At 64.3% G+C, this 21,166-nt stretch carries 18 protein-coding genes; 10 read left to right on the top strand and 8 right to left on the bottom strand.

Annotated elements, in window-relative coordinates; all coding sequences use genetic code 11:
• Window position 1 precedes the first annotated feature (1 nt).
• Window positions 2-2,086, bottom strand: coding sequence for a hydantoinase/oxoprolinase family protein (locus tag AC3CB8_RS04695; protein WP_352726433.1), 2,085 nt, complete (start codon window positions 2,084-2,086; stop codon window positions 2-4).
• 220 nt (window positions 2,087-2,306) lie between these two features.
• On the opposite strand from AC3CB8_RS04695, the gene AC3CB8_RS04690 reads away from it, so the two are divergent.
• The 5 genes from AC3CB8_RS04690 to AC3CB8_RS04670 all read left to right on the top strand — a co-directional run bounded on the left by AC3CB8_RS04690 (window position 2,307) and on the right by AC3CB8_RS04670 (window position 8,780).
• A complete protein-coding gene (locus AC3CB8_RS04690) occupies window positions 2,307-3,134 on the top strand; it encodes a ferredoxin--NADP reductase (RefSeq protein WP_023772091.1) in 828 nt (275 codons plus the stop codon).
• A 211-nt stretch (window positions 3,135-3,345) separates the two neighbouring features.
• Window positions 3,346-4,392, top strand: coding sequence for a deoxyribose-phosphate aldolase (deoC, locus tag AC3CB8_RS04685; protein ID WP_031251958.1), 1,047 nt, complete (start codon window positions 3,346-3,348; stop codon window positions 4,390-4,392).
• Between the two features lie 68 nt (window positions 4,393-4,460).
• Complete coding sequence (locus tag AC3CB8_RS04680) at window positions 4,461-6,833, top strand: aldehyde dehydrogenase family protein (RefSeq protein ID WP_352563368.1); 2,373 nt, start codon at window positions 4,461-4,463, stop codon at window positions 6,831-6,833.
• 170 nt (window positions 6,834-7,003) lie between these two features.
• Entirely contained in the window at window positions 7,004-7,735 is a 732-nt protein-coding gene (locus tag AC3CB8_RS04675) for an SDR family oxidoreductase (RefSeq protein WP_224586847.1), read from the top strand.
• A 199-nt stretch (window positions 7,736-7,934) separates the two neighbouring features.
• Window positions 7,935-8,780, top strand: coding sequence for a fumarylacetoacetate hydrolase family protein (locus AC3CB8_RS04670; protein WP_352546354.1), 846 nt, complete (start codon window positions 7,935-7,937; stop codon window positions 8,778-8,780).
• A gap of 245 nt (window positions 8,781-9,025) precedes the next feature.
• On the opposite strand, the gene AC3CB8_RS04665 is transcribed toward AC3CB8_RS04670, so the two are convergent.
• The 7 genes from AC3CB8_RS04665 to AC3CB8_RS04635 form a co-directional block, all read right to left on the bottom strand.
• Complete coding sequence (locus AC3CB8_RS04665; RefSeq protein WP_352563370.1) at window positions 9,026-10,024, bottom strand: ABC transporter ATP-binding protein; 999 nt, start codon at window positions 10,022-10,024, stop codon at window positions 9,026-9,028.
• Between the two features lie 67 nt (window positions 10,025-10,091).
• The gene (locus tag AC3CB8_RS04660) at window positions 10,092-11,147 is read right to left on the bottom strand and encodes a Gfo/Idh/MocA family protein (RefSeq protein ID WP_352563372.1); all 1,056 of its coding nucleotides are present in this window, start codon (window positions 11,145-11,147) and stop codon (window positions 10,092-10,094) included.
• A 3-nt stretch (window positions 11,148-11,150) separates the two neighbouring features.
• Window positions 11,151-11,618 (bottom strand): DUF4304 domain-containing protein, encoded by a 468-nt coding sequence (locus AC3CB8_RS04655; RefSeq protein WP_352546352.1) that lies wholly within the window; start codon window positions 11,616-11,618, stop codon window positions 11,151-11,153.
• Window positions 11,615-12,454 (bottom strand): carbohydrate ABC transporter permease, encoded by an 840-nt coding sequence (locus AC3CB8_RS04650; protein ID WP_023772084.1) that lies wholly within the window; start codon window positions 12,452-12,454, stop codon window positions 11,615-11,617. The genes AC3CB8_RS04655 and AC3CB8_RS04650 overlap by 4 nt, the downstream gene beginning before the upstream one ends.
• Before the next feature lie 10 nt (window positions 12,455-12,464).
• Window positions 12,465-13,394, bottom strand: coding sequence for a carbohydrate ABC transporter permease (locus tag AC3CB8_RS04645; RefSeq protein ID WP_023772083.1), 930 nt, complete (start codon window positions 13,392-13,394; stop codon window positions 12,465-12,467).
• A 230-nt stretch (window positions 13,395-13,624) separates the two neighbouring features.
• Complete coding sequence (locus tag AC3CB8_RS04640) at window positions 13,625-14,884, bottom strand: ABC transporter substrate-binding protein (RefSeq protein ID WP_352563374.1); 1,260 nt, start codon at window positions 14,882-14,884, stop codon at window positions 13,625-13,627.
• A 116-nt stretch (window positions 14,885-15,000) separates the two neighbouring features.
• Window positions 15,001-15,951, bottom strand: a complete 951-nt coding sequence (locus AC3CB8_RS04635) for an N-acetylmuramic acid 6-phosphate etherase (protein WP_352563376.1) — start codon at window positions 15,949-15,951, stop codon at window positions 15,001-15,003.
• A gap of 199 nt (window positions 15,952-16,150) precedes the next feature.
• On the opposite strand from AC3CB8_RS04635, the gene AC3CB8_RS04630 reads away from it, so the two are divergent.
• The 5 genes from AC3CB8_RS04630 to AC3CB8_RS04610 are packed head-to-tail and all read left to right on the top strand — an operon-like array spanning window position 16,151 to window position 21,134.
• Complete coding sequence (locus AC3CB8_RS04630) at window positions 16,151-17,032, top strand: glucosamine kinase nucleotide-binding domain-containing protein (protein ID WP_023781945.1); 882 nt, start codon at window positions 16,151-16,153, stop codon at window positions 17,030-17,032.
• A complete protein-coding gene (locus AC3CB8_RS04625) occupies window positions 17,029-17,811 on the top strand; it encodes a GntR family transcriptional regulator (RefSeq protein ID WP_023772079.1) in 783 nt (260 codons plus the stop codon). The genes AC3CB8_RS04630 and AC3CB8_RS04625 overlap by 4 nt, the downstream gene beginning before the upstream one ends.
• On the top strand, window positions 17,808-18,842 hold the full coding sequence (locus tag AC3CB8_RS04620; RefSeq protein WP_023772078.1) for an SIS domain-containing protein: 1,035 nt from the start codon (window positions 17,808-17,810) through the stop codon (window positions 18,840-18,842). The genes AC3CB8_RS04625 and AC3CB8_RS04620 overlap by 4 nt, the downstream gene beginning before the upstream one ends.
• Window positions 18,839-20,011 carry an N-acetylglucosamine-6-phosphate deacetylase gene (gene nagA / locus AC3CB8_RS04615; protein WP_352563379.1) on the top strand — a complete coding sequence of 391 codons (1,173 nt, stop codon included), beginning with the start codon at window positions 18,839-18,841 and terminating at the stop codon, window positions 20,009-20,011. Before AC3CB8_RS04620 ends, nagA begins: the two co-directional genes overlap by 4 nt.
• A 10-nt stretch (window positions 20,012-20,021) precedes the next feature.
• Window positions 20,022-21,134 (top strand): NAD(P)/FAD-dependent oxidoreductase, encoded by a 1,113-nt coding sequence (locus tag AC3CB8_RS04610; protein ID WP_352563380.1) that lies wholly within the window; start codon window positions 20,022-20,024, stop codon window positions 21,132-21,134.
• The last annotated feature ends 32 nt before the right edge of the window (window positions 21,135-21,166 follow it).

Raw genomic sequence — 21,166 nt, 5'->3', positions numbered from 1 at the left:
GTCAGGCCTCGCCAATGTCGATGATGATGTTGCCGTCGGCGTCGGAGCGCGCGCGGTCGCCCGGTTCGAGCACGGTGGTCGCGTCCATCTGTTCGAGGATCGCCGGCCCTTCGATGACCGCATCGAGCGGCAGCTTTTCCCTGCTATAGACCGGCGTGTCGTGCCAGCGCCCGGCGTACCAGACCGGTCGGATTTCGCGACGCGCCGCGTCGAGCGTTTCTGCCCGCCCGGCCGGGTCGATCAGCCGTGACAGGTCGATCGCCGGACGCACGCCGGTGACGGAGGTGTTGAGGTTCACGAGGTTGGCGCGGATTTCCGGCAACTCCACCTTGAAGCGGGCGAAATAGGCTTTCTCGAACAACGCCTGCAATTGGCTCCGGGTCACCGACGAGGACGGTAGCGGCACGTTGATGATGTGGGTCTGGCCGACGAACTGCATGTCGGCGGAGTGGGAGACGCGGATCGATTCCGGCTTCACCGCTTCCTTGGCGATCAGCTCCTCGCCTTCGTTCCGGAGCCGTTCCAGTACTTGGTGGAGCTGGCTTCCGTCCAGCACGGCCACGGGCTGGTTGATGGTGTTGACGAAGTCGTGGCGCAAATCGGCGACGACGCAGCCGAGCGCGTTGGTGATGCCGGGCCGCGCCGGCACCAGCACTTTGGGCAAGCCGAGTTCGCGGGCGAGCGCCGTCGCATGCAGCGGCCCGGCGCCGCCGAAGGCGAACAGCGCGAAATCGCGCGGGTCGTGGCCGCGCGACACCGACACCATGCGGATGGCGCCGGCCATCTTCATGTTGCCCAGCCTGAGCACCGCGCCCGCGGCCTCGACACCCGACAGGCCGGTTGCCTTGCCGATCCTGTCCTCGAAAATGCCGGTGACGCGCTCCGATGTGACTGGGTTTTCGACGGCCAGCAGCTTCTTCGGCGCTAGCCGGCCAAGCACGAGGTTGGCGTCGGTGATCGTCGGCTCGGTCCCGCCGCGCCCGTAGCAGATCGGGCCGGGATTGGCGCCGGCACTTTCCGGCCCGATCTGAATCAGGCCGGCCGCATCGACGCGGGCGATCGAGCCGCCGCCGGCGCCCACCGTATGCACCGCCACCATCGGCACATGGATGGGCATGGCATATTCGATCTCGATCTCGTTCGAGACAGCCGGCTCGGCGTTGCGGATCAGCGCCACGTCGGTCGAGGTGCCGCCCATGTCGTAGGTAACGAGGTTTTCGAAGCCTGCGCGCTTGCCCGTGTAGGCGGCGGCGATGACGCCGGAGGCGGGGCCCGACATGACCGTCTTGGCCGATTCACGTGTGACGAAGCGGGCCGATATCATGCCGCCATTGCCGTTCATGATCAGGAAGTCGCGGGCATAGCCCTTGTCGGCCAATTCCGTGCGCAGGCGCTCGACATAGCGCTCCAGGATCGGCTGCACCGAAGCGTTGACCGATGCCGTCACCCCGCGCTCGAATTCGCGCGCTTCCGACAATAGCGCATGGCCCGTGGTGATGTAGCCGTTCGGCCAGAGCTCGGCGGCTATTTCGGCGGCGCGCCGCTCATGCGTGGGGTTGGCGTAGGAGTGGAGGAAATGGATGACGAGGGATTCGCAGCCGGCCGCGATGAGCGCCTGTACCGCCTCGCGCATCTCGGCTTCATCAAGCGGCGTGCGCACCGCACCTGATGCCTCGACGCGCTCCGACACTTCGAGGCGCAGGTTGCGCGGAATGATCGGGACGAACGTTCCCGTCATGCCATAGGGTTGCGGCCGTGTCCGCCGACCGAGTTCGATCACGTCGCGAAAACCGCGCGTGGTGATCATGCCGGTCCTGGCCAGCCGGCGCTCCAGCACCGCATTGGTGGTGGTGGTCGTTCCATGCACGATGAGGTCGATACCGTCGATCGGAAAGCCGGTGGCGCCAAGCGCCGAAACCACGCCAAAGGCCTGGTTGTCGACAGTGGTCGGGGTCTTGGCCAGATACACTCTTCCACCGTCCTTGCCGTCGATCAGGAGCAGGTCGGTGAAGGTTCCGCCGACATCGATGCCGGCGACGACGCTGCCCAGGGAATCCGGCGGCTGCACCGAAAAATTCTCTTTCATTGTCGAAACCCGAAATGCTGGGACTACGGATATGCCGCAGTTTGGAAAGGTGTTTTACGGCGGCGTCTTGACGCAAATATCGTTTGTATACTAATAAATTCCGGACACAAGAGCTTACCGCTTCGGTAGCGTGCATTGGCATGCCGGAACCTGAATGGTTCGGGCGCGCACGGGAAAGTTTGGCGCCCGCGTCTGTCATTGGGCGAGAAGGTTGGAATTGATGAACACCACGCCCTCGTTCAACACCGCTGAAGCCCGCCCGCTGCAGTTTCCGATTCCGGCCAATGTCTATGCCGAAACCGTCGTCTCGGTGAAACACTATACCGACCGGTTGTTCTCGTTCCGCATCACCCGGCCGCAATCGCTGCGCTTCCGCTCGGGCGAATTCGTCATGATCGGCCTGCCCAATGCCGAGAAGCCGGTGTATCGCGCCTACTCCGTCGCCAGCCCGGCCTGGGACGAAGAGCTGGAATTCTTCTCGATCAAGGTGCCGGATGGCCCGCTGACCTCGGAACTGCAGAAGATCCAGGTCGGCGACACCGTCATCATGCGCCAAAAATCGACCGGCACGCTGGTCGTCGACGCGCTGACCCCCGCCAAGCGCCTGTTCATGATCTCGACCGGCACCGGCATCGCGCCCTTTGCCAGCCTGCTGCGCGATCCCGACACTTACGAGAAGTTCGACCAGCTGATCCTGACCCACACCTGCCGCGACAATGCCGAGCTGATCTACGGCCAGGAACTGGTGGCGGCGCTCGAAAGCGACCCGCTGATCGGCGAGCTGACCACTGGGCGCGTCACGCTCTACAATTCGACGACCCGCGAAGAGTCGGCGCGCATGGGCCGCATCACCGCGCTTATCGGCTCCGGCAAATTCTACAGCGACCTCGGCATCGAAAAGCTCAATCCCGAAACCGACCGCGTCATGATCTGCGGCTCGATGCACATGCTGAAAGACGTCAAGGAGCTGGCCGAAAGCCTCGGCTTCCAGGAAGGTTCGCTCAGCCATCCCTCGAGCTTCGTCGTCGAACGCGCCTTCGTCGGCTGAGGCCAGCGCGTCTCCCAGAAAGCTGGTTTTGACCTTCCGGTCAAAAATCAGCTGCTTTCGCGGCCTTTTTCAGCTATCCCTCGCTTGAGGACTCGTGAAGCGCGACTTCGCGGGCTATCTTCGTGCGTGTCGCCCAAAACTGTCAACCGCTTTGGGGTAAAGATGCGCGACGAGATATCAAGCGCACGGCACTTGAATGAAAGGGCAGGAGATGAGCAGCACCATCCGCGAAGCCGATCTTGGCACCAAGGTGACGCCGCTGCCGGCACGCGCCGCCGCGAACACGCCGGTGCCGCTGGACCATCACATCACGCGCAATCCCGGCCTGAAACTCGACCTCGGTTTTCTCGAATCGGTACGCAGCGTCAACCGCTCCGCGCTGGAACGCCGCGTCGCCAGCCTGACCAAGCGGCGCTCGATCAAGGCCGACAACCAGGCGGCATGGCTGCTGCGGGCGATCGCCTGCATGGATCTGACGACGCTCAACTCCAACGACACCGAGGAGCGCGTGCGCCGGCTCTGCGCCAAGGCGATCAACCCGTTGCGCCGCGACATCATCGAAGGTCTCGGCATTGCGGGCGAGACCATCCGGCCGGCCGCCGTCTGCGTCTACCATCCCTTCGTCGCCACGGCCGTGGACGCGGTGCGCGGCACCGGCATCCATGTCGCCGCGGTCTCCACCGCCTTCCCGCATGGCTTGGCGCCGCTGTCGACCCGGTTGCAGGAGATCGAGGCCTCGGTGAAGGACGGCGCCGACGAGATCGATGTCGTCATCCCGCGCGGCCTGGTGTTCGGCGCCAAGTGGCGCGAGCTTTACAATGAGATCGTCTCGATGCGTGCCGCCTGCGGTGACGCGCATCTCAAGGTCATTTTGGGGACCGGCGACCTCGCCACGCTGCGCAATGTCATGCTGGCCTCGATGGTGGCGATGATGGCGGGTGCGGACTTCATCAAGACCTCGACCGGCAAGGAAAGCGTCAACGCCACGCTGCCCGTCGGCCTCGCCATGGTGCGCGCCATCAGGGCCTATTTCGAGGAAACAGGCTATCTCATCGGCTTCAAGCCGGCGGGCGGCATTTCCACCGCGAAAGTGTCGCTCGACTGGCTGGTGCTGATGAAGGAGGAACTCGGCCGTCCATGGCTGGAGCCCGAGCTGTTCCGCTTTGGCGCCTCTAGCCTGCTGACCGATATCGAACGTCAGCTCGAGCATCATCTGACCGGGCATTATTCGGCCAATCACCGCCACGCGATGGCTTGAGCACCCCACCCCGATCGGCTTTGCCGATCGGGGTCTCCCCACAAGTGGGAGGGTGAAGGAGGAACCTGATGAATATCCTTGAACGCTATCACGCCATGGAATACGGCCCGGCGCCGGAGGCTCGCAACGAGGCCGATGCCTGGCTGGCCGGGCGCGATTTCTCCAAGGCCTTGTTCATCGGTGGCGACTGGAAAGCGGCCGGCGGCGGCAAGACCTTCGACACCAGCGAGCCGTCTTCCGGCAAGCTGTTGGCCAAGGTGTCCGATGCCAATGCCGCCGACATCGACGCGGCGGTTGCTGCCGCCGCAAAGGCGTTGCCGAAATGGAGCGCCAGTTCCGGATACCAGCGCGCGAAAGTGCTCTACGCCATCGGCCGCGCCATGCAGCGTCACCAGCGGCTGTTCGCGGTGCTTGAGACGATCGATAACGGCAAGCCGATCCGCGAAAGCCGCGACATCGACGTGCCGCTGGCAATCCGCCATTTCATTCACCATGCCGGCTGGGCTCAGGCGCTGGACAGGGATTTTCCCGGCCAAAAGGGTGTCGGCGTCGTCGGCCAGATCATCCCGTGGAATTTTCCGCTGCTGATGCTGGCCTGGAAGATCGCACCGGCGCTTGCGGCGGGCTGCACCGTGGTGCTGAAGCCGGCCGAGTTCACGCCGCTGACATCAATCCTGTTCGCCGAGATCTGCGAACGCGCCGGCGTTCCGAAAGGCGTCGTCAACATCGTGCAGGGCGGTCCGGAAGCGGGTGCGGCGATCGTCAACCACCCTGGCATCCAGAAAATCGCCTTCACCGGCTCCTCGGAAGTCGGCAAGATCATCCGCAAGGCCACCGCCGGGTCAGGGAAAAAACTGTCGCTGGAACTTGGCGGCAAGTCGGCCTTCATCGTCTTCGAGGACGCCGATCTCGACAGCGCCGTCGAGGGTCTGGTCGACGGCATCTGGTTCAACCAGGGCCAGGTCTGCTGCGCCGGTTCGCGGCTGCTGGTACAGGAAGGCATCGCCGACGCCTTGATCGCCAAAGTCAAGACGCGGATGAGCCGGCTGCGTGTCGGCAGCCCGCTCGACAAGAACACCGATATCGGCCCGCTGGTCGATCTGACCCAGCTCGACCGGGTCAAGGGACTGATCGCCGAAGGTGCCCGGCAGGGCGCCGTCTGCTGGCAGCCGGATGCAACGCTGCCGTCTTCCGGCTATTATCACCTGCCGACGCTCGCCACCGGTGTTTCGCCGGCTAATATCCTGGCGCAAGAAGAGGTGTTCGGGCCGGTGCTCGCCACCATGACCTTCCGCAACACCGAGGAAGCGATCGAACTCGCCAACAACACGCGCTATGGCCTCGCGGCCTCGGTGTGGAGCGAGAACGTCAACCTGACGCTCCATGTCGCGCCGCAATTGAAGGCCGGCGTGGTCTGGGTCAACGGCACCAACATGTTCGACGCCGCCTGCGGCTTTGGCGGCTATCGCGAGAGCGGCTTCGGCCGCGAGGGCGGGCGCGAGGGCATGTTCGAATATCTCTCGGCAAAACTGCCGCTCGGCCCGGTGATCAAGCCAGCGACGTCTTCGGCGCAGCCCGTGGAACAGGCGGACGGCGTCGCTATCGACCGCACGGCGAAGCTGTTCATCGGCGGCAAGCAGGTGCGGCCGGACGGCAATTACTCGCTTGCCGTCGCCACCGCCAAGGGCAAGCTCGCCGGCGAAGTCGGGCTCGGCAGCCGCAAGGATATCCGCGATGCGGTTTCGGCTGCCCGCGCCTGCAAAAGCTGGCCTGAGGCGACCGCCTATAACAGGTCGCAGGTGCTTTATTACCTGGCCGAGAACCTTTCCGGCCGCGCGGAAGAATTTGCCGCCCGGCTCACCGAACTGACCGGAGCCAATGCCAAGGCCGCGCGGGACGAGGTGGAGCTCTCGATCGAGCGGCTGTTCCTCTATGCCGGCCTGGCCGACAAGTTCGAGGGACGCGTGCACCAGCCGCCAGCGCGTGCCGTGACGCTGGCGCTGCATGAGCCTGTTGGCGTCGTCGGCATCGTGGCGCCGGACGATCAGCCCCTGCTCGGCTTCATCTCGCTGGTCGCGCCGGCGCTGGCCATGGGCAACACGGTGGTCGCCGTGCCGTCGGAACGGTATCCGCTGCTGGCCACCGATCTCTATCAGGTCATCGAATATTCCGATGTGCCGGCCGGCGCCGTCAACATCGTCACCGGACGCACCGCGGAGCTTGCCGTCGTGCTGGCCAAGCACGACGACGTCGACGGACTGTGGCTGTTCACCGACGCGGATACCTGCGCCAAGGCGGAAGCCGAGTCCATCGGCAACCTCAAACGCGTCTGGAGCGGCAACGGCCGCAGTCTCGACTGGGCCTCGGAAGATGCCGCCGGCGACGTTTTTCTGCGCCGTGCCATCGAGGTGAAGAATGTCTGGGTGCCTTACGGCGACTAAGGCCCACAGTGATCGCGATCGGGCTTGACGCCTGGCCATATGTTCTTTAACGAGAAAAAACATCTTATCAGTGAACTGGGCACCGGCTGCACAATCGCGCCTGACTGGCACATGACGCTTTCGCCGGCAGCCGATAAAGGCAATTGACCCAAGCAGGCGAGGAACAAAGCATGGCGGAACTGGCGGGCAAGGTCGTTGTCATCACGGCAGCGGCGCAAGGCATCGGCAAGGCGAGCGCGCTGGCCTTCGCCAAGGCTGGCGCCACCGTCCATGCCACCGACATCAACGAGACGCTGCTGGCGGAACTCGCCAAGACATCAGGGATCAAGACCCGTAAGGTCGACGTGCTCAACGACGAGGCGGTCAATGCCGCCTTTGCCGAGATCGGCGCCGTCGACGTGCTGTTCAATTGCGCCGGTTTCGTCCATTCGGGTTCGATCCTGGAGATGAAGGACGCCGATCTCGATTTCGCTTTCAATCTCAACGTGCGCGCCATGATCCGAACCATCCGGGCGGTGCTGCCCGGCATGCTGGAGCGTGGCGACGGGTCGATCATCAACATGGCTTCGCTCGCCAGTTCGACCAAGGGCGTGCCAAACCGCTTCGCCTATGGCGTCACCAAGGCCGCCGTCATCGGGCTGACCAAGGCGGTCGCGGCCGACTATGTTGGCAAGGGCATACGCTGCAACGCCATCTGCCCCGGCACGGTCGAAAGCCCGTCGCTGCAGGACCGCATGCACGCCCAGGGCGATTATGACGCCGCCCGCGCCGCTTTCATCGCCCGCCAGCCAATGGGCCGGCTCGGCACGCCGGAGGAGATCGCCGATCTCGCCGTCTACCTGGCCGGCGCCACCTACACGTCCGGACAGGCCTATAATATCGACGGCGGCTGGTCGATCTGAGCGCTGCCTGGGGACAACCGGACATCGGGTTTGGTGCAGGATCGGGAAGTCTGAAAATCCCGCCCGCCGGCCGCCAATAGAGGCTGTTCGCGCTTGTCGCTGAGCAGGCCCATGGCTAGGCTCCGGCGGGTTCCAGAGGACGGCCGCCCCGGCGGAGAGTTTGTAGGACGGCCACGAGGCCGCAATCAGGAGAAGATGCATGAAACTGCTGCGCTATGGCGAGGTGGGAAGCGAACGTCCCGGCCTGCTCGATGCGGATGGAACGATCCGCGATCTCTCCGCCCATGTCGCCGATATTGCCGGCACGACACTTCATCCGGCCTCGCTGGACATGCTTTCGAAGCTCGACGCGAAGTCGCTGCCGGCGGTTTCCGGCAAGCCGCGCCTTGGCGCCTGCGTTGCCGGCACCGGCAAGTTCATCTGCATCGGCCTCAACTATTCCGACCATGCCGCCGAGACCGGGGCCACCGTGCCGCCGGAACCGATCATCTTCATGAAGGCAAGTTCGGCCATCGTCGGCCCGGACGACGACGTGCTGATCCCGCGCGGCTCCGAGAAGACCGACTGGGAAGTCGAGCTCGGCGTGGTCATCGGCAAAACCGCCAAATATGTCAGCGAAGCCGACGCGCTCGACCATGTCGCCGGCTATTGCGTCTCCCATGACGTGTCCGAACGCGCCTTCCAGGCCGAGCGCCAGGGCCAATGGACCAAGGGCAAGAGCTGCGACACGTTCGGCCCGACCGGCCCGTGGCTGGTAACCAAGGACGAAGTATCAGACCCGCAGAACCTGAAGATGTGGCTGACGGTCAACGGCAAGACCATGCAGAACGGCTCGACCAAGACCATGGTCTACGGAGTGGCCTATCTCGTCTCCTACCTCAGCCAGTTCATGTCGCTGCACCCCGGCGACATTATCTCGACCGGCACCCCGCCCGGCGTCGGGCTCGGCATGAAGCCGCCGGTGTTCTTGAAGCCTGGTGATGTTGTCGAGCTGGGGATCGAGGGATTGGGTCAGCAGAAGCAGACGTTCAGGGCAGACGTTTAGAGCAGTTCCGGACGGAAAACCGTTTCACACTTTCCCTGGAATTGCTCTAGGCGTGACATTTTAGGCGCTGGCGCTGCCCCTCATCTGGCTGCCGCCATCTTCTCCCCGTAGAACGGGGAGAAGGGCGCTGTCGTTACTGCTTTTGCCAATCGCCGGCGCTGGAGCTACCTTCCTTCTCCCCGTCACTATACGGGGAGAAGGTGCCGGCAGGCGGATGAGGGGCGGCGCAAACCTATGTTGCGATACTACTTCAGCACTTTCCCATCCGCGCCAAATCGATACGTCTTCCCTGGCTCCGGCGTCGCATAAAGCGTCGCGCCGGGCTCGGCGTCATAAACACCGAAAATGCGCACGGTGATCAGGCCGGCTTTCTCGCAGTCGAGATAGAGATTGGTGTCGGCGCCGAGATGTTCGGCATGCACCACCGTGCCCTTCCAGGCGCCGGATTTCGGATCGACCGTCAGGTGCTCCGGCCGCACACCGATGGTCTTGGCTGTCTCGCCGAGCCGGGCGCCGTCGACGAAATTCATCTTCGGCGAGCCTATGAAGCCGGCGACGAACTCGTTTGCCGGCGAATTGTAGAGTTCCATCGGGCCGCCGATCTGCTCGATCTTGCCGGCATTGAGCACCACGATCTTGTCGGCTAGCGTCATCGCCTCGACCTGGTCGTGGGTTACGTAGATCATCGTCGCCTTCAGCCGGCGATGCAGTTGCGCGATCTCCAGCCGCGTGTTGACGCGCAGCGCCGCATCGAGGTTCGACAGCGGTTCGTCGAACAGGAAAAGTTTCGGCTCGCGCACCACGGCGCGGCCGATGGCGACGCGCTGGCGCTGGCCGCCGGAAAGTTCCGCAGGTCGTCTTTCGAGATAGGGCTCCAGCGACAGCATGGACGAGGCGATGCCGATGCGGCGGTCGATTTCCGCCGCCGGCGTGTTCGCCTGCTTGAGGCCGAGGCCCATATTGTTCTTCACCGTCAGATGCGGATAGAGCGCATAGGTCTGGAACACCATGGCGATGCCGCGTTTCGCCGGCGGGGTGACCGAGACATCCTCGTCATCGATCAGCACCCGGCCCGAGGTCGAATCCTCCAGACCGGCGATGACCCGGAGCAATGTCGACTTGCCGCAACCCGAAGGGCCGACAAAGACGACGAACTCGCCATCCGTCACTTCAAGGTCGATGCCCTTGAGCACCTCGACCGGCCCAAATGCCTTTTTCACGTTCTCGATTTTTAGCGAGCCCACGGCAGTCCTCCAAATTGATGAGTGGGCGCCAAGCGGGCGCCGTAGGGCGCGGAAGACGACAGCCTAATCATAGCCGCACCGCCTTTCCGCCGCGCACGCTCTCGTCGGCGGCAAGGCAGACGGCGAGCGACCGCACCGCGTCGTCCATATGTCTGGTGAGATCGATATCCTCGCGGATCGCCTTGAGGACGAAAGCCTGTTCGAGATCGCAGAGATCCTGATGGCCGGGTTCGCCTTCCATGGACAGCATCTCGTCCGCCTTTACGAACTTGCCGTCCGGGCCGGTCGCGGCGCTGTGCAGGCGGATGGTCGAGGTCTTGGTGTGGGTGTCGATGTCGTCGGACTTCACGCCCTCCTTCATGACGATCGACACGCAGCCCTTGGGCGAAATCACGTCCTTCACGAAGAAGGCGGTTTCCGAAATCATCGGACCCCAGCCGGCCTCGTACCAGCCGACCGAGCCGTCATCGAACAGCACCTGCAGATGGCCGTAATTGTACATGGAAGGCGCGACTTCCTCGGTCAGCCGCACGCCCATGCCGCGCACCTCGACCGGCTTGGCATCGGTGATCTGCAGCATGACGTCGAGATAATGCACGCCGCAATCGACGATCGGCGATGTCGTCTGCATCAGCTGCTTGTGCGTCTCCCAGGTATGGCCCGAGGATTGCTGGTTGAGGTTCATGCGGAACACGTAGGGACCGCCGAGCTTGCGCGCTTCGGCGATCAACCGGATCCAGGACGGGTGGTGGCGCAGGATATAGCCGATCACCAGCTTTCGTCCGTTGGCCTTGGCTGCCGCGACGACACGCCTGGCATCGGCCACCGTCGTTGCCAGCGGCTTTTCGACGAAGACATGGCATCCGGCCTCGAACGCCTTCACCGCATAATCGGCATGGCTGTCGGAATAGGTGGCGACGCAGGCGACGTCGGGCTTTTCGTCGCGCAGGGCGTCATCGAACGAACGCCTGATGCCATAGAAGGAAAGCCCCCCAGGCAAAGGCACGTCGGAGCGGTTGACCAGCGCGGCGATCTGAAAACCCGGATTGGTGTGATAGGCCAGCGCATGGCTGCGGCCCATATTGCCGAGGCCGGCGACGACGACGCGAAGGGGTTCAGTCATGTATCAATTCACCTTTTCTTGCGTGCGAGCCTTGAGAGCAACCATGACATGAGGCTCGCATTCGTCCGCGACCTGCAAGGCAGTTTGTTCGCTGTCGCAGCGAGACAGAAGCCTGAAGCCGTAGGCATCGACTCCGTCCTTGACCAATGAAAGCCTCTGATCGTCAGACAAGAGCTGCTCCAGATTGAGGGCCTGCTCGAATGCCTTTGACTGCTCGTCTCCCATCAAGGAATTAACGCGCCAACGAATGTGACAATTGTATTCCTTCGGCCGGCGCTCCGGCCCGAGCCGCGTAAACCAGACAGCAGCGTTGATATAGAACCGCGGCCCCCAGGAAGACTTCTGAAGGTTCAGCACGCAGATCGTCTCCGGCCATTCCCGGTAGAAATTCTTGGCGCGCACACCGCGAAATCCATGCCGGCTCGCCGTCTCGACAAGGGCCTGTCCGACAATCTCCTGACCGTCGCTCACTTGACGGCCCCCGACGTGATGCCGCGGATCAGCTGCCGCGAGAAGATGACATAGAGGACCAGCACCGGCAGGATCGCCAGCGACAGTGCTGCCAGGATGGCGTTCCAGTTGGTGACGAACTGGCCGAGGAAAAGCTGGGCGCCGAGGGTCACCGTCTTGGTCTCTTCCGACGGCGCCAGGATCAGCGGAAACCACAGATCGTTCCAGATCGGGATCATGGTGAAGACGGCGACGGTTGCCATCGACGGCCGCACCAGCGGCACGACCAGCCGGAAGAAGATGGTGTATTCCGACAGGCCATCGATGCGGCCGGCGTTCTTCAGATCGTCGGACACCTGCTTCATGAATTCGGACAGGATGAAGACGGCGAGCGGCAGCCCCTGCGCGGTGTAGACCAGGATCAGCGCGGTCAGCGTGTTGACCAGCCCGCTCGCCACCATCAATTGGAGGATGGCGACGGTGGCGAGCCGGATCGGGATCATGATCCCGAGCGCTAAATAAAGCCCCATCATCGTGTTGCCGCGAAAGCGATATTCCGACAGCGCGAACGCAGCCATTGCGCCGAACAGAAGCACGAAGAACAGCGAGCCGACGGTGACGACGAGGCTGTTCTGGAAATAATGGATGAAGTCGCCCTGGCCGATCACCGTGGTGTAGCCGATCAGGTCGAACGTCTTTGGCGTCGGCGGCGTCAGCGGCGCGCCGAAGATGCCGGCGCGGGACTTGAACGAATTCATGATGACCAGGATCACCGGAAACAGCGCGATCGCCGTGTAGGTCAGCAGGATCGCGTGGGCGCCGATGGCGCGGGGCAGTGAACGGGTGGCGATGCTCATCTCCGTCCCCTCAGAACTGGTAGCGACGCAGGCGCGTCTGGATGAGGAAGAGGTAGACACAGACACCGCCCAGGATGATCAGGAACATGATCGTGGCGATGGTCGCGCCCATGTTGGGGTCGCCGACCTGCAACTGGAAGCCGAAGAAGGCGCGGTAGAGGAAGGTGCCGAGAATATCGGTCGAATAATTGGGACCCGCGAGCGCGCCCTGCGCGGTGTAGATCAGGTCGAAGGCGTTGAAATTGCCGACGAAGGTGAGGATCGAGATGATGCCGATCGACGGCAGGATCAGCGGCAGCTTGATCTTCCAAAACTGCGACAGGCCGGTGATGCCATCGCATTCGGCCGCCTCGAGCACCTCTTCCGGGATCGACAGCAGCGCGGCATAGATCAGCATCATCGGAATGCCGATGAATTGCCACACCGAGATCAGACTGAGCGCGGTCAGCGCGTATTGCTCCTTGCCGAGCCAGGGCGTGAACAGGCTCTTCAGCCCGACGAAGTCGAGCAGATGCGGCGCCACGCCCCATAGCGGCGACAGGATCAGCTTCCAGGCAAAGCCGACGATGACGAAGGACAGGATGGTCGGCACGAAGATCGCGGTGCGGTAAAAGGCGGCGAACCTCAGCCTCGGGCTGGAGAGAATTGCCGCCAACAGCACGCCGACGGGGTTCTGCACCAGCATGTGGATGATGAAGAACCAGACATTGTTACGCAGCGCATTCCAGAAATTGACCGACCAGTTGGGGTCGCCGAACAAGGTGCGGAAATTGTCCAGGCCGACGAATATCTGGGACTGGTCGACATTGCGGAACAGCGAGAGCTGCAGCGTGCCGGCGAGCGGCAGGATCATGATCGCCGTGTAGACGAGCACCGCCGGCGCCAGGAAGACGGCGATATGCCAGCGGAATGGTCTTTTGGGTCGTGTTTGTGCGGCCATGAGTTCGGTCCCCGCCGTCTCTCGGTTCCAGATGATGTGATGCTAGATGATGCCCCGATGCGTGGCCCAAACCTTGCCCGGCGCGGCAAGACAAAAGCCTGCGACTGGTCAGCCAGCCTTCCCCAACAGCAAGGGTAAGGCCGTGAGGCAGAGCCGACAATCGCAATATGAAAACAGGATAATCCGGAACCGGCCGGGCATGCGCCCAGCCGGCTCCGCTGCCTGAGCTCTTACTTGGCCGGCTTATACCAGCTGTCGAGACCGGTCTGCAGCTTCTTGGCCGCGGCTTCGGGCGTATCGGTGCCGTTGATGACGTTGGCCGATTCAACCCAGGTCTCGTTTTCGAGGTTCGGCGTGCCGCGCGACAGGATCTGGTAGGTCGAGCGGATCGTCGACTTGCACTTGCCGCGCCAGGAGACGAATTCCTGCGCCAGCGGGTCTTCCATCTTCACCGGCGCGGAGTTCAGGCTGAAGAAGCCCGGCAGCGCGTTGGCGTAGATGGTGGCGAAATCAGGCGAGGCCACCCAGGACAGGAAGGTCTTGGCCGCGTCCGCGTGCTTGGAGGCTGCGTTCAGGCCCATGCCGATATCGGTATGGTCGGAGATGTAGCAGGTGTCGCCGGCCTTCTCGACCGGCGGCGGGAAGGCCCCCATCTTGAACTGGGCCTGGGTGTTGAACAGGCCGATTTCCCATGAGCCGGCCGGATAGATGGCGGCCCGGCCGAGCGTGAACAGGTTCTGGCTGTCGGGATAGGTCTGGGCCTCGAAGCCGTCGCCCAGATAAGGCTTCCACTTGGCCAGTTCCTCATACGGCGCGACCCAGTCCTTGTCGGTCAGCTTCTGATCGCCCTTGATCAGCGCCTTGCGGCCGTCCTCGCCCTTCCAGTAGTTGGGGCCGATGTTCTGGTAGCCCATGGTCGCGGCCTCCCAGAGATCCTTGGTGCCCATCGCCATCGGGATGTAGGTGCCGTCGGCCTTGATCTTGTCGAGCGCGGCGAAGAACTCGTCACGGGTCTGAGGCACCTTGATGCCGAGCTTGTCGAAGGCGTCCTTGTTGTAGATGAAGCCGTGGATGACGGATGCCATCGGCACGCAGAAGCTCGCCTTGCCGTCATCGGTCTGCCAGGCGGACTTGGCGACCGGCGAGAAGTTTTCCATGCCGGGCAGCGCCGAGAGGTCGGCAAGGTTGCCCTTCTTGAACAGTTCGAGCGACTTGTCGAAGGGACGGCAGGTGATCAGGTCGCCCGCCGAGCCGGCGGCGAGCTTGGCGCCGAGGGCGGCGTCATACTCGGTCGGAGCCGATGGGGCGAACACCACCTTGATGCCGGGGTTCTTGGCTTCGAAGGCCGGGATCAGCTTGTCCTTCCAGATGGCAAGGTCGTCGCCGCGCCAGCTTTCGATGTTGAGCGTTACGTCCTCGGCGTGAGCCAATCCGGCCGAGCCGAGAATGCTGGTGCCCAGAAGCAGTGCCGTCAGTAGTTTCGTTGTCATGCTCAGTCTCCCTGTTGACCTTTTTCAGGTTCGGTTTTGATGAGAACCCAGGCTTTGGAGCCCTTGTTCCCCTCGCAAGCCCGTTTCACCCCGATGGGAATCGGGATGAAACTGGCCTATTTCTTTGTTGGAGCGTGATCTTTTCCGAAAAGCGGTTTCCACTTTTCGGGATCATGCCCCAGCGCGGAAAGGGCTGGCCGCAGCTTCTGGCCTGTCCGTTCCAGTATCTTCCGCGCCGCATCGGCGCTGTCGGCGCCGGCGGCGAGCAGAATGGCTGTCTTAACCGCGCCGCCGCTCTTTTCGAGCAGGCTGGCGGCCTCTTCCTGGCCGCGGCCGCTGACGGCGGCGACGATGCGCGCCGCCCGGTCGCGCAGCTTCATATTGTCGGCCAGGAGGTTGACCATATAGCCGTCATGGACATGGCCAAGATGAACGGCGGTCAGTGTCGACAGCATGTTGAGCGCGATCTTCTGCGCCGTTCCGGCGCCCATGCGGGTCGAACCGGCGATCACTTCCGGCGGCGTCTCGAGCAGGATGGCGGTGTCGGCCTGCTGGAGCAGAGCCGAACCCCTGTTGTTGGCGATGCCGATGGTGGCGGCACCCCGGCGCCGCCCCTCCTCGATGGCGCCCACCGCATAGGGCGTCGTGCCGCTGGCGGAAAGGGCGATCAGGCAATCGCCCACGCCGATACCGGCATTGGCAACCGCCGTCGTGGCCTCCTCGGTGTCGTCCTCGGGCCCACCCGCCAGTGTCCTCAAGGCGTTGTCGCCGCCGGCGATCAGGATGGCGATGCGGTCGCGCTGGATGCCGAACGTGCCCGGCAATTCCAGCGCATCGGCCAGCGCCATCAGGCCGGAGCTGCCGGCCGCGGCATAGGCGAGCTTGCCGCCGCCGCTCAGGCAGCCGGCAATGATCTCGGCTGCCCTGGCGATGGAGGGAATGGCGTTTCGGACCGCTTTCGCGGCCTCGACCTGCGCATCGGCCAGCGAAGCAAGGATGACTTCGGGAGCCCGGATATCCAGCCCCTCGGCATTCCCATGCAACGCTTCGGTGCGCGTTTCGGCCATCCCAGTTCCTCCAATCGACAAAACAATACCAAAAAAATACCACTTGTCCACATGCATTAACGAATTCGCGGACGGGAAATCGGTGAGCCGACGAATTGCGGAACCTTTTCAATAAAATACGGCTTAATCTTTTTGAAACGGAAATTAACCCTTGGCTATTGGTATTTTATTGGTATTATCCTGCCGGAGGAGAAATCGTGTGAAATTCGTGCTCGGTATCGATGGCGGCGGCACCAGCTGCAGGGCCGCGCTGGCAACGGCGGACGGCGCTGTCGTCGGCCGCGCCAAAAGCGGCGCCGCCAACATCCGCACCGACCTCACCGGCGCCCGCTCGAACATCGTCGATGCGGCGCGGCAGGCTTTCATCGCCGCCGGGCAAGATCCGGACCTGATCCCGCAAACACCCGCCATCCTCGGCCTTGCCGGCGCCAATGTCGGCACGTACCGGCAGCAGCTCGAGGCGATCCTGCCGTTCAGCACCAGCCGCGTGGAGACCGATGCGGAGATCGCACTCGAAGGCGCGGTCGGTTCCGGTGACGGTGCGATGGCGATCCTGGGCACCGGTACCGCCTATATGGCGCGCAAGGATGGCAAGTCCCGCGCCATCGGCGGCTGGGGATTTCAGGTCGGCGACCAGGGCAGCGGCGCCCGCATCGGCCGCGACCTGCTGGAGCAGACACTGCTCGCGCATGATGGCGTGCGCCTAGCCTCGCCGCTGACCGACAGCATGATGGCCGTTTTCCGCAATAATCCCGAGGACGTGGTCGAATTCACGACCAACGCCAAGCCCGGCGATTTCGGCGGCTTCGCGCCGAAAGTATTCGAACATGCGCAAAAAGGCGACATCGTCGCCAACTGGATACTCGACAAGGCGGTCGCCGATGTCGAGGCCTCGCTTGGCGCGCTCGACCTCGCCGCCGGAGCACCGCTCTGCCTGCTCGGCGGGCTGGCGCCGCTCTATGCGCCGCGCCTGTCGGAGCGCTACCGCGCCCTGCTGAAGGAACCGCTCGACGATGCGCTAGGCGGTGCTGTGCAGATGGCGGCACGCCTTTTCGCTGGACGTGTGGAGGCTGCGCGATGAGCGATGCCGCCGACCAGATCTTCGCCACGCTCAAACAATCCTCGCAAAGCGGCGCGCCGCTTTACCTGCAGCTCAGGAAAAGCATCGAGGACGCCGTCAACCGCGGCCTGATCGGCCCAGGCGACGCGCTGCCATCCGAGCGCGACATCGCCACCAAGGCCGACATTTCGCGCGTCACCGTGCGCAAGGCGGTGCAGGACCTGGTCAAGGGCGGCGTATTGGTGCAGCGCCACGGTTCGGGCACCTTCGTGGCGCCGCGCATGGAGCGCGTCGAGCAGTCGCTGTCGCGGCTGACCTCCTTCACCGAGGACATGGCGCGGCGCGGCATGGCGGTGCGTTCGGCCTGGCTCGACCGCGGCCTCTACGCGCCCTCGCCCGACGAGATGATGGTGCTTGGCCTCTCGTCGAGCGAACTGGTGGCACGCGTGGCCCGCCTGCGCATCGCCAACGACACGCCGCTGGCGATCGAACGCGCTTCGCTGTCGGCCAGCGTGCTGCCGGATCCGGCTGGCATCGGTTCGTCGCTTTACGCGGCACTGGAACTGACCGGCAACCGGCCGGTGCGCGCGGTGCAGCGCATCTCCGCCGCCAATCTCGGCGAAGGCGATGCGCGCCTGCTCGAAGTGCCGCCGGGCATTGCCGGCCTGCATATCGAACGTATTTCCTACCTGGCGAGCGGCAAGGTGATCGAGTTCACCCGCTCCATCTACCGGGGCGACGCCTATGATTTCGTCGCCGAACTGCGGCTGACAGGGCCGAGCGAAGAGGGCCGACCATGATTGCCAACGCCACTCATATGCAGCGCGAGATCGAGGAAATCCCGCAAGCCGTCGCCCGCCTGCTCGACGGCTCCGGTGCCGTGCTGGCCGAAGCCGGGCGCGGCATCAAGGAGCGCGACCCGCATTTCGTCGTCACCGTGGCGCGAGGCTCCTCCGATCATGCCGCCACCTTCATGAAATATGCCGTCGAATTGACCGCGGGCCTTGCCGTCGCCTCGGTCGGGCCGTCGATCGCCTCGATCTACGGCCGCAAGCTCCGGCTTGACGGCTCGGCCTGCCTGGCGATCTCGCAGTCGGGCAAGAGCCCCGACATCGTCGCGATGGCCGAAACCGCACGGGCCGGCGGCGCGCTGACCATTGCCGTCACCAACACCGCAGATTCGCCGCTCGCGCGCGCCTCGGACTATGCGATAGACATCCTCGCCGGGCCGGAGCGCAGCGTCGCGGCAACCAAGACCTTCATCAATTCCGCCGTTGCCGGTCTCGCTTTAATGGCGCATTCGACCGGCGACGAAGCGCTTCTCGCGGCTCTGGCCCGCCTGCCCGACCATTTCGGCAAGGCGATCGGCTGCGACTGGATGAGCGTGCTGGCCGAGACGATCGAGAAGCAAAGATCGCTGTTCATTCTCGGCCGCGGTCCGTCGGCGGCGATGGCAAACGAAGCGGCGCTGAAGTTCAAGGAGACCTGCGGCATGCATGCCGAGGCCTATAGCGCGGCCGAAGTGATGCATGGCCCGCTGGCGCTGATCGGTCCCGACTTTCCGGTGCTGGCGCTGGCCGCTCGCGACGCGTCCGAGCCCTCGGTCGCCGACGCCGCCGACAGCCTGGCGGCAAAAGGCGCGCCGGTTTTCGTCACCTCGGCGCTCGCCAATCGCGCCACGCGCCTGCCGCATGTCGCCACCGGTCACCCGCTGACCGATCCGCTAACGCTGATCGTCTCCTTCTACATGTTCGTCGAGGCCTTTGCCCGCCATCGCGGCCTCGATCCGGACGCGCCGCGCAACCTTCGCAAGGTGACGGAGACCGTATGAGCGACCGTTTTGCCCTGACGGGCGCCCGCATCTTCGACGGCGACGACTGGCATGAAGGCGCGGTCCTTGTCGTGCGCGGCGGCCTCGTCGAAGCCATGCTGCCGCAAGGCGCGCTGCCCGGGGATATCCGCGCCATCGACACCGGCGGCGGCATGCTGGTGCCAGGCTTCGTCGACATCCAGGTCAATGGCGGCGGCGGCGTGATGCTGAACGATCATCCCGATGTCGCCTCGATCGAAACCATCTGCCGCGCGCACGCGCCGTTCGGCACGACGGCGCTGCTGCCGACGCTGATCACCGACACGCCCGCAATCACGGCCGCCGCGATCGCCGCCGGCGAAGCGGCAGTGCTGCAAAAAGTGCCGGGTTTTCTCGGCCTGCACCTGGAAGGTCCGCATCTGTCGATTGCCCGCAAGGGGGCGCATGATCCGGCGCTGATCCGGCCGATGACGGACGCCGACCAGGCCATGCTGATCGCGGCGCGCCAGAAGCTGCCGGTGCTGCTCACCACGATCGCGCCGGAATCCGTCGACCCTACCCGCGTCAAGGCCTTGGCCGAGGCCGGGATCATCGTCAGCCTCGGCCATTCCGACACGGGCCATGCCACGGCAAAAGCCTTCGCCGAGGCCGGCGCCAGCGTCGTCACGCATCTGTTCAACGCGATGAGCCAGATCGGCAACCGCGAGCCCGGGCTGGCGGGCGCCGCCATCGACATCGGCGCCTTGTCGGCGGGGCTGATCGCCGACGGCATCCATGTCCATCCCGCCACGATCAGGATCGCGCTCGACGCCAAGCAGGGACCGGGCAGGATCGTGCTGGTCACCGACGCGATGGCGACGATCGGCACCGAGATGAGTTCGTTCACGCTCAATGGCCGCACCATCTACCGCAGGGATGGCAGCCTCAGGCTTGCCGACGGGACGCTGGCCGGTGCCGACCTCGACATGATCTCGGCCATCCGGTTCATGCACCGCACTGTCGGGCTCGAGCTTTCCGAAGTCTTGCGCATGGCCTCGCTCTACCCGGCCCAGGCGATCGGCCAGTCGCACCGGCTTGGCCGCTTCGCGAATGGGACGGCAGCGGACATCGTTGCGCTGTCGGACGATCTTGACATAGGAAGGGTCTGGATCGGCGGCGACAAGGTGTTCGAGGCTGTCGCTCCGCGCTGAGAGCGAGGCCATGCAGACAATCGATTGTGTCGTCGCCGGAGCAGGTGTCGTCGGGCTTGCCGTCGCCAGGGCGCTGGCCTTGTCGGGCCGCGAGGTGGTGGTGATCGAAAAGGCCGACGCGATCGGCACCGTCACCAGTTCACGCAATTCCGAAGTCATCCATGCCGGGCTCTATTATGCGCCCGGCAGCCTGAAGGCCCGGCTGTGCGTCGAAGGGCGCCGGCAGCTCTATGCATACTGCGCCGAACACACTATCGGCCGTCGCCGCGCCGGCAAGCTGATCGTCGCCAGCGAACCCGGCCAGACGGACGGGCTGCGGGCGATCGAGGCCAATGCGAAGCGCTGTGGGGTGGACGATCTCGAGCTTTTGACACGCGCCGAGGCCGAAAGCCTGGAGCCGGCGCTGAGATGCGCCGGCGCGCTGCTGTCGCCATCGACGGGCATCATAGACAGCCACGCGCTGATGCTGTCGCTACGCGGTGACGCGGAAGCAGCAGGCGCGTCCTTCGCTTTCCTCACCTCCGTTGCCGGGGCGACGATCGAAGCCGATCGGATCCGGCTCGACACGCGAGACGCCAATGGCGAGACCTTCGCCGTGGAGGCCGGCACTTTCGTCAATGCAGCCGGCCTCGATGCGCAGGCCGTGGCCAGTCGGATCGAGGGTTTCCCATGGGATGTCATCCCCCGGCAGTGGCTGGCGCGCGGCAATTATTTCGCGCTTCCAGGGCGGTCACCCTTTTCGCGGCTGATCTATCCGGGTCCGGTCGAAGGGGGTCTTGGCGTCCATCTGACGCTCGATCTGGCCGGCAATGCGCGCTTTGGCCCAGACGTCGAATGGATCGACGGCGTGGATTACACGGTCGACCCCAGCCGAAGCGCCGTCTTCTACGAGGCGATCCGCCGCTATTGGCCCGATCTCGCGGATGGCGCGCTGCAGCCGGCCTATGCCGGCATCCGGCCGAAGCTCTCGGGACCCGGGCAGCCCGCGGCGGACTTCGTGATTCAGGGACCGGCCGATCATGGCGTGGGCCGGATCGTCAATCTGTTCGGCATCGAGAGCCCAGGCCTGACGGCGAGCCTGGCCATCGCAGACCATGTCGCCGAACTGTTGTACCCGACCTGAGCCAGCGTTCGCGGGCCGGAGCGCGATATCTG

The organism is Mesorhizobium sp. P160927, assembly GCF_057766385.1.
The sequence above is the reverse complement of the archived record's forward strand: the minus strand, read 5'-3'. Positions and strand labels throughout refer to the sequence as shown.